Here is an 8307-nt window from a genome sequence, read left to right on the forward strand (position 1 = left end):
AAGCATATATTAAAAAATATGTCATAAGAACTATAATATTTTAATTAGATGATTAAAATATAAGAATTATTATGACATATTTTTTTTGAAATTTAAAAGGAATTGTGAGAAAATTGTTGAATTTAATAGATAATATTGCAAAATATTTGTAAATTTTGCATATTATAAAAATACTTCATTATCTTTAAGGTAAATTTTACTCATCAGGGGATAAATCTAAGGGGGGAAATGTATGGAGAAGAAAATTTTAACAGTTTGTCCATACTGTGGAGCTGGATGCCAATTATATCTAGTAGTAAAAGATAACAAGATATTAAGAGCAGAGCCAGCTGATGGTAGAACAAATCAAGGAAGTTTATGTTTAAAAGGTCGTTATGGATGGGATTTTCTAAATGACCCTAAAATTTTAACACCTAGACTAAAAAAACCAATGATAAGAAAACAAGGTGTGCTAGAAGAGGTTGAATGGGATGAAGCTATAAGTTATACAGCTTCAAGATTAAACGAAATTAAAGAAAAATATGGTCCTGATTCTATTATGGGGACTGGTTCTGCAAGAGGACCTGGTAATGAAGCAAACTATATAATGCAAAAATTTATGAGAGCTACAATAGGAACCAATAATGTTGACCATTGTGCTCGTGTCTGACATGCACCATCTGTAGCCGGTCTGGCTTACTCATTAGGTAGTGGTGCAATGTCTAATTCTATACCAGAAATAGAAAACGCAGATGTTTTATTTATATTTGGATATAATGGAGCAGATTCACATCCAATAGTTGCAAATAGAATAATTAAAGCTAAGAAAAATGGAGCTAAGTTAATTGTTACTGACCCTAGATTAACTGAGTCTGCAAGAATTGCTGATATACATCTACCTATAAAGGGTGGAACAAATATGGTTTTAGTAAATGCTTTTGGAAACGTTTTAATAGAAGAAGGTCTCTACAATAAAGACTTTGTTCAAAACCATACACAAGGATTTAATGAGTACAAAGAAATTGTTAAACCATATACAGCTAAATATGCTGAGAAGATGACAGGAATTCCAGAAGAGCTTATAAGAAGAGCTATGAGAGAATATGCAAAAGGTAAGAAGGCCATGATACTTTATGGAATGGGTGTCTGTCAATTTGGTCAAGCTGTTGATGTAGTTAAAGGGCTTGCCTCAATTGCTCTACTTACAGGCAATTTTGGTAGAGAAAGCGTTGGAATAGGGCCTGTACGTGGACAAAATAATGTTCAAGGAGCTTGTGATATGGGAGCTCTTCCTAATGTATATCCTGGTTATCAAAATGTAACTGATGATAAGATAAGAGAAAAATTTGAAAATGCTTGGGGAGTAAAGTTATCTCCTAATAATGGATATAGTTTAACTCAAGTTCCAAATTTAGTGTTAAAAGAGAAGAAGCTTAAAGCTTATTATATATTTGGGGAAGACCCAGTACAAAGTGACCCAGATGCATCAGAAGTTAGAGAGGCTTTAGACGAGTTAGAGTTTGTTGTTGTTCAAGATATATTTATGAATAAGACAGCGCTTCATGCTGATGTTATACTTCCAGCTACTTCTTGGGGCGAACATGATGGAGTATATACATGTGCAGATAGAGGATTCCAATTGATGAGAAAAGCTATAGAGCCACAAGGAGATGTAAAACCAGACTGGCAAATTATAAGTGAAATTTCTACAGCAATGGGATATCCTATGAACTATAAAAATACTAAAGAAATATGGGATGAACTTAGAGCATTATGTCCAAATTTCTTAGGCGCTACTTATGAAAAAATAGAGGCTCAAGGTTCTGTTCAGTGGCCTTGTAAGAGTGAAAGCATGGAAGACAAAGGAACTATGTATCTATATGAAGGACAAAAATTCTCTACTCCTAATGGAAGAGGTAATTTATTTGCTGCAGAATGGAGACCTCCTATGGAAGTTGAAGATGATGAATATCCATTTAGTTTATGTACTGTAAGAGAAGTTGGTCATTATTCAGTAAGAACTATGACTGGTAACTGTAGAACACTTAGTTCATTAGAAGATGAGCCAGGCCGTGTTCAAATAAATTGTAATGATGCAGATAGATTAGGAATTGAAGATGATGAATTAGTTAGAATTAGTTCAAGAAGGGGAAGTGTAATCACAAGAGCAACAGTAACTGATAGAGTTAAAGAAGGAGCGACATATATGACTTATCAGTGGTGGGTTGGAGCTTGTAACGAGCTTACAATAGCAAATTTAGACCCTATATCTAAAACACCAGAATACAAGTATTGTGCTGTTAAACTTGAAAAACTTGATGACCAAGAGTTAGCAGAGAAATGTGTAAGAGAAGAATATCAAAGTCTTAAAGATAAAATGACTGCCACAAATGTTTAGTAGTTATTAGATTGAGGGTTTATAGAAGGCGAAAGGGTAAATATCTTATGGAGAATATATACTCAAAAACTAAGTCACAAGAAAATAGTAAAGATGAAGTTTTTGAAAACAGTTATAGTTTGGTAGATTATAAATACATGAATTCTTTTAAGTTAGAAATAAGCAAAATAAATGAATATAATTTATCTAATGAATATGAAGAAATAATTGCAGAATATCCACTTAGCTTTATTTTAAATGATAAATACATAAATACATTTTTATGTACACCATATAATTTAAAAGAGCTTGTAGTTGGTTTTTTGAGAACAAAGGGATATATAGAAAATAAAAAAGACATATTAGATATAGAAATAAATGATAAGGAACGGGTTACAAAAGTAACTATTCAAGAGAAACATGATGATGAAGAGGAACAAATTATATTTTTAAACTCACTAGACTATATAAGGTGTACTCCTGTAGAGAGTAATATAAAAATAAATTATGATGAGATTTACAGTATAATGGATAAAAACTTAAATTCGTCAGAATTATTTAAAAATACGGGTGGAGTACACAGTGTATCCATATTTGATAATGATAAAAAAATAGTGACCTGTGAAGATGTAGCAAGGCATAACGCAATGGATAAAGCAATAGGATTTTGTGTTTTAAATGAAATATCATTAAAAAATAAGACTGTAGTTGTAAGTGGGAGAATATCTTTAGAGATGATACTAAAGGCAGCTATGACTCAAATCCCTATTGTAATATCAAAATCAGCACCAACTAATTTATCAATAGAGCTTTCTAAAAAATTAAATATAACTCTTATTGGATTTGTAAGAGGAAGACGAATGAATATCTATGCAAATTCACAGAGAGTTATCAAAAAGTGAGACTGAAGCGTATGTGTGCTAATAAAGAAGAGAAAAAATATTCAAGATGTGAAGTGTGTGGAGTAGTAATTGATGATACTGACAAAGTATATGCCAATAAGTATAATTTGTGTAAAAATTGCAAGCGAAATATAAGTATTGAAAAAACACTAAAATATATAAATATATATAATAAAAATAACTAGGGACTTAGAAATATACAAATTGAAAGGTGGGATAATATGAATAATAAAATAGGCTCTTTTGTAATAGCAGACCCAAGTAAATGTACTGGTTGCAGAACTTGTGAAGTAGCTTGTTTTACGATGCATAACCAACATAATAATGTAGGATATACGGTTGGGACAGTTGACATACCAGTTATACCTAGACTTTATTTAGTAAAAGGTGATACTTTCTGTATGCCAATACAATGTAGACACTGTGAAGATGCTCCTTGTCTAAATTCATGTCCACAAAAAGCTATAAACAAAGAGAACAACGTCATGTTTGTTAATGAAGAAAAATGTATAGGGTGTAAAACTTGTCTCCTAGCATGTCCTTTTGGAGCTATAGATTTACTTCCACAATATAAAGATGGGAAAGAAGTAGAACAAGTAATTTTGGAAGAAAATAAAAAAATAGCATATAAGTGTGATTTATGTAAAGACAACGAAAAAATAGCTTGTATAAGCGCATGTCCTCAAGATGCATTAAAACTTGTTACTCCAATAGATGACAAAAAAGCTAAGAATAGACAAGCTGCACTTAGCTTATTGTTGACAAATAAATAAAGGATAAAGGGGTGACGTTTATGATAATAAATATAGATAAAGATTTATGTACTGGATGCAGAGAATGTTCAAAGGTATGTCCAGTAAATGCTATTGAGGGGGAAGAAGGAAAACCACAAGAAATAAACTTAGATAGATGTGTTATGTGTGGTCAATGTGTTCAAATTTGTAAATCTTATGCTTCAGTTATAGATGAAGGATTTGAGTTTTTGAAAGATAAAAAACAAGAACGAAAAATACCAGAATCAATAAATGAACCTATATTCGCAGCACATAATGTATGTGATGTAGATAGGGTAAAAAAAGCTTTGAGTGACCCAGATGTATTTACCATGGTTCAATGTGCACCAGCAGTTAGAGTAGCTTTAGGAGAGGATTTTGGATACTATCTAGGATATTTAGGTGCTGGAAAAATGGCAGCAGCACTTAGAGCATTAAATTTTGATAGAGTTTATGATACTAATTTCGCAGCGGATTTAACTATAATGGAAGAAGGTAGTGAGTTAATTAAGAGAGTTACAGAAGGTGGAACTCTTCCAATGTTTACATCTTGTTGTCCAGCTTGGGTTAAATTTATAGAAAAAAATTATCCTAAATTAACTAATCACTTATCTTCTTGTAAATCACCTCAGCAGATGGGTGGTGCAATATTTAAGACATATGGCGCAGAAATAAATAATGTGGATGCATCTAAAATATTTAGTGTTTCTATAATGCCATGTACATGTAAAAAGTATGAATGTGATAGAGAAGAGATGGATTCTAGTGGATATAGAGATGTAGATGTAGTGTTAACGACTAGAGAGCTAGCTTACCTAATAAAAGACATGGGAATTGATTTTAAAAATTTAGGAGAAGAAAAGTTTGACAGCCCTTTAGGTAGTTACAGTGGAGCTGGAACTATATTTGGTGTTACTGGTGGAGTTATGGAAGCAGCTATAAGAACAGGTTATGAGCTTATAACTGGAGAAAGTATACCTAATGTAGAAGTAAAACAAGTAAGAGGAGAAAGTGGTTTTAGAAAATCAACTATTAAGGTAGGAGATTTAGACTTAAGAGTTGGTGTAGTAAGTGGACTGAAAAATGTAATACCAGTACTTGAAGATTTAGAAAAAGGAAAGTTGGATATAGATTTTATAGAGGTTATGACTTGTCCTGTTGGATGTGTAAGTGGTGGAGGTCAGCCAAAAATTTTACTAGAAGAATATAAAGACTTAGCCTATGAAAATAGAACAAAAGCAACATATGTGCATGACGAACACTTGGCAATTAGAAAATCTCATGAAAATCCTGACATCAAAAAATTATATGATGAATATCTAGTAGAGCCATTAGGAGAAAAATCTCATCATTTATTACACACTACATATTGTATAGGAAAGGAAGTGGCTAAGTAATGAATTATTTTGTTATAGCAGACCCTGATAAGTGCATAGGATGTAGAACTTGTATGATAGGATGTGTGGTTGCACATTCAGATGAAGATATTTTTTACAAAAGTCCAGATGAGATAAACTTTAACCCAAAACTTTCTGTCATAAAAACAAAGGAAGTTAGTGCTCCAATACAATGTAGACATTGTGAAGATGCTCCTTGTGCAAAGGCCTGTCCAAATGGAGGTATAGTTAGGGTGGGTAATACAATAAAAATAAATGAAGAAAATTGTATAGGATGTAAGACTTGTATGCTGGCATGTCCTATAGGAGCGATAGATATAGTTACACTAAAAGATGTAGATAAAGGAAAGCTTTGCTTTAGAGAAAGAATGACAGCAAACAAATGTGATTTTTGTATAGATTCACCAGAAGGACCAGCATGTGTAAATGTATGTCCAACAAAAGCATTTACTATAGTTAAAGATGAGGATATAGATAACACTGTTAAAAATAAAAGAAAGTTAGCTATATTATAATATAATTAATAAAAAGATGGAGTTCTAGTTGTTATTAGAGCCTCCATCTTTTTTGTATAATTTTTATAGAAATTAAGAATTAATTATTGTGCTAACTTATCTAACCTATTCTTATTTAGCTTTGCCATTCCCATAGAAGCTGTGATAAGTAAAGCATAAGCGACTATAACTGATAAAATTATAATAGACCAAGAGAATTTATAACCAAAATTATCAACGAGCAATCCAAATAATGTTGAACCAAGTGCAAATCCAATTGCAAAAATTAATTGAACAATCCCAAAAATACTGCCAAACTCCTTTTGACCAAAGAAAGTGCCTGTTAAATAAGCAGGTCCAATCATATAAGCAAATACAGAAAGACCCTTTAAAATAGCAAATACAAATGCAAGATTAGCAGATGTATCAACAAATAGTAGTGATAAAGTAGCCATAAGTACAAATATAAAAGATATAATCAGTGTTTTTATCTGACCAAATTTATCAAATAATAATCCTCCAAATAAATTACCAATAAGAGCAAATAAGGCAAAAGTAGAACCTACTGTTCCTATTAAAATTGGATTTATATAATTTCTAAGGTAGGTTGGATATTGTACAGATAATGATGAAACATATATACCTACAAAAGCAAATCCAATTGTCATAATCCAAAAATATTTATTCTTTCTAGCTTCTTTTAATGTATAACCCCATACTGAAGGGGAATTTTTATTAGATGTTTTGTCATTTTTTATTTTAGAGCTTATTTTCTCATTAGTATCTTTAGGCATTTTAAGCATAAATAATGTTACAGGTATACCAACTATTAGTGCTACAATCCCAAATATTAGATAAGAACGGCTGTATCCTTGAGATGCTAATGAGCGAACTACAAGTTGTTGTAGAAATATACTACCAATAGAGCCACCAGCAAAAGCAAATCCCATAGCTTTTCCTTTACTTTTTTCATCAAACCAAGCACTTATTAAAATTGGTATTCCTATCGCAGATATAATTGTAGCTCCAATTTGTACAATGCATGATACCGTATAAAATTGCCATAGTTCAGTACATATAGAAAATGTAGCAAAAGCAATGCTAGAAATTATACAGCCTAATAAATATAATATCTTAATATTGACCTTAGAAAATAATTTACCTATAAATGGTGATGCAATTGCTGAAGCAATAGTACCAAAAGTAAATATTAGAGAAAAAGATGCTAAGCTAAAACCTTCTCCTTCTACAACATAACTTATAAACTGGGGCTGTATACTTGCTACAATACTAAATGGTATAGCTTGTATCAACATACAACCAAGTACTATAATCCAAGCAGATGAAAAGTTTTTAATGCTAAAATTCTTGTTTAGTAGTGTCTTCATGGTATCATATCTCTCCTTTAGATTATAATTTGTAAATATTAATCTAATTATTCTAATTTTATATATTAGTTTTGGATAGTTGAATTAGTTATATGTAATTTGGGGTATTAATATAAAAATTATCTGTAAAAATTGATTATTTTAAATAGATAGGGTAAATTAAAATATATAGATAAATGAAAGGATGGATAAAATGTCATTTGAAAAAATAAATAATAATAATCTAGATAAAATACACAGCAGGAAGTGTATTATGTTTGTAAATTTTAATAAAAAAGAATTATCATTAATTAAAAATGTTAGTAATTTTGCTGGAATAAGAGACCATATCATTTTAAGTGATAAAAATGGTGAAAACATAGTAAGAGACATTTTGGATGGGAATATATCAAGTGAATGTGATAATGGAATTAAAAGTAAGTCTGTAATATTTAATAATATTTCCAGTACACAAGTAAATGCATTTTTAGAAGGATTGAAAAAAGTAAGAATAAATAGACCTTTTACAGCAATGGTAACTGAGACATCTATTGATTGGACATTAAATAATTTAATAGAAAATTTAGTTCAAGAACGCAATGCTATGTCTTCAGGAAAAACAATTGAGCATAAGTAAATTAGTTTTTAGAACCATCTTCTAATAAATTTAACCTCCTATGGCGAAATTCCTTTTCCTCGCCATAGGAGGTGGAGGATGTAAACCTAACCGATAGGTTATTTATTTTACTTGATTTTCAAAAATGTATTGTATTATAAAATCAGTAGTAAAAACTGAAAGGAAGTAATTACAATGAAATTAGATAGTAATAATCATTCAGTATTTTTGTTACACTATCACTTAGTTATGTGTATAAAATATAGAAGAAAAGTAATAGATAACTCTATATCAGATAGACTAAAAGATATATTTGTAGATATCTCCCAAAATTATGGAGTGGAGTTGCTAGAATGGAATCATGATATTGACCATGTGCACTTGTTATTCAAAGCAAAACCA

Annotated in this window: 9 protein-coding genes; 8 read left to right on the forward strand and 1 reads right to left on the reverse strand. The window is 30.7% G+C overall.

What is annotated here, in order from left to right:
* Positions 1–232: 232 nt before the first annotated feature.
* From fdhF to KGF45_RS18905, 6 genes are read left to right on the forward strand one after another with little or no spacing between them, the layout of a single operon-like run.
* A complete protein-coding gene (gene fdhF, locus KGF45_RS18880; RefSeq protein WP_227828262.1) occupies positions 233–2377 on the forward strand; it encodes a formate dehydrogenase subunit alpha in 2145 nt (714 codons plus the stop codon).
* Positions 2378–2424: 47 nt separating this feature from the next.
* Positions 2425–3258: a formate dehydrogenase accessory sulfurtransferase FdhD gene (gene fdhD / locus KGF45_RS18885; protein WP_227828263.1), complete on the forward strand. Its 834-nt coding sequence runs from the start codon at positions 2425–2427 to the stop codon at positions 3256–3258.
* An 11-nt stretch (positions 3259–3269) separates the two neighbouring features.
* Positions 3270–3443 carry a hypothetical protein gene (locus KGF45_RS18890; RefSeq protein ID WP_227828264.1) on the forward strand — a complete coding sequence of 58 codons (174 nt, stop codon included), beginning with the start codon at positions 3270–3272 and terminating at the stop codon, positions 3441–3443.
* A 36-nt stretch (positions 3444–3479) separates the two neighbouring features.
* Entirely contained in the window at positions 3480–4031 is a 552-nt protein-coding gene (locus tag KGF45_RS18895) for a 4Fe-4S dicluster domain-containing protein (protein ID WP_227828265.1), read from the forward strand.
* A 20-nt stretch (positions 4032–4051) separates the two neighbouring features.
* Positions 4052–5428, forward strand: coding sequence for a [FeFe] hydrogenase, group A (locus KGF45_RS18900; protein WP_227828266.1), 1377 nt, complete (start codon positions 4052–4054; stop codon positions 5426–5428).
* The gene (locus KGF45_RS18905; protein ID WP_227828267.1) at positions 5428–5943 is read left to right on the forward strand and encodes a 4Fe-4S dicluster domain-containing protein; all 516 of its coding nucleotides are present in this window, start codon (positions 5428–5430) and stop codon (positions 5941–5943) included. Before KGF45_RS18900 ends, KGF45_RS18905 begins: the two co-directional genes overlap by 1 nt.
* A gap of 83 nt (positions 5944–6026) precedes the next feature.
* Here the strand turns inward: KGF45_RS18905 and KGF45_RS18910 are convergent, their stop codons facing one another.
* Positions 6027–7310: a conjugated bile salt MFS transporter gene (locus tag KGF45_RS18910; protein WP_227843042.1), complete on the reverse strand. Its 1284-nt coding sequence runs from the start codon at positions 7308–7310 to the stop codon at positions 6027–6029.
* A 193-nt stretch (positions 7311–7503) separates the two neighbouring features.
* On the opposite strand from KGF45_RS18910, the gene KGF45_RS18915 reads away from it, so the two are divergent.
* Positions 7504–7926, forward strand: coding sequence for a DUF3783 domain-containing protein (locus KGF45_RS18915; protein WP_227828269.1), 423 nt, complete (start codon positions 7504–7506; stop codon positions 7924–7926).
* 174 nt (positions 7927–8100) lie between these two features.
* Positions 8101–8307 (forward strand): IS200/IS605 family transposase (tnpA, locus tag KGF45_RS18920; RefSeq protein ID WP_227843043.1); only part of this gene is annotated, 207 nt, incomplete at its 3' end.

The organism is Clostridioides sp. ZZV14-6154, from assembly GCF_020657785.1.
Lineage (GTDB): Bacteria > Bacillota > Clostridia > Peptostreptococcales > Peptostreptococcaceae > Clostridioides.

Excerpts from the sequence above, each read along its gene's own strand:
- fdhD (WP_227828263.1), top strand. The coding sequence starts at position 2,425 with ATGGAGAATATATACTCAAAAACTAAGTCACAAGAAAATAGTAAAGAT.
- KGF45_RS18890 (WP_227828264.1), top strand. The coding sequence starts at position 3,270 with ATGTGTGCTAATAAAGAAGAGAAAAAATATTCAAGATGTGAAGTGTGT.
- KGF45_RS18895 (WP_227828265.1), top strand. The coding sequence starts at position 3,480 with ATGAATAATAAAATAGGCTCTTTTGTAATAGCAGACCCAAGTAAATGT.
- KGF45_RS18900 (WP_227828266.1), top strand. The coding sequence starts at position 4,052 with ATGATAATAAATATAGATAAAGATTTATGTACTGGATGCAGAGAATGT.
- KGF45_RS18905 (WP_227828267.1), top strand. The coding sequence starts at position 5,428 with ATGAATTATTTTGTTATAGCAGACCCTGATAAGTGCATAGGATGTAGA.
- KGF45_RS18910 (WP_227843042.1), bottom strand. The coding sequence starts at position 7,310 with ATGAAGACACTACTAAACAAGAATTTTAGCATTAAAAACTTTTCATCT.
- KGF45_RS18915 (WP_227828269.1), top strand. The coding sequence starts at position 7,504 with ATGTCATTTGAAAAAATAAATAATAATAATCTAGATAAAATACACAGC.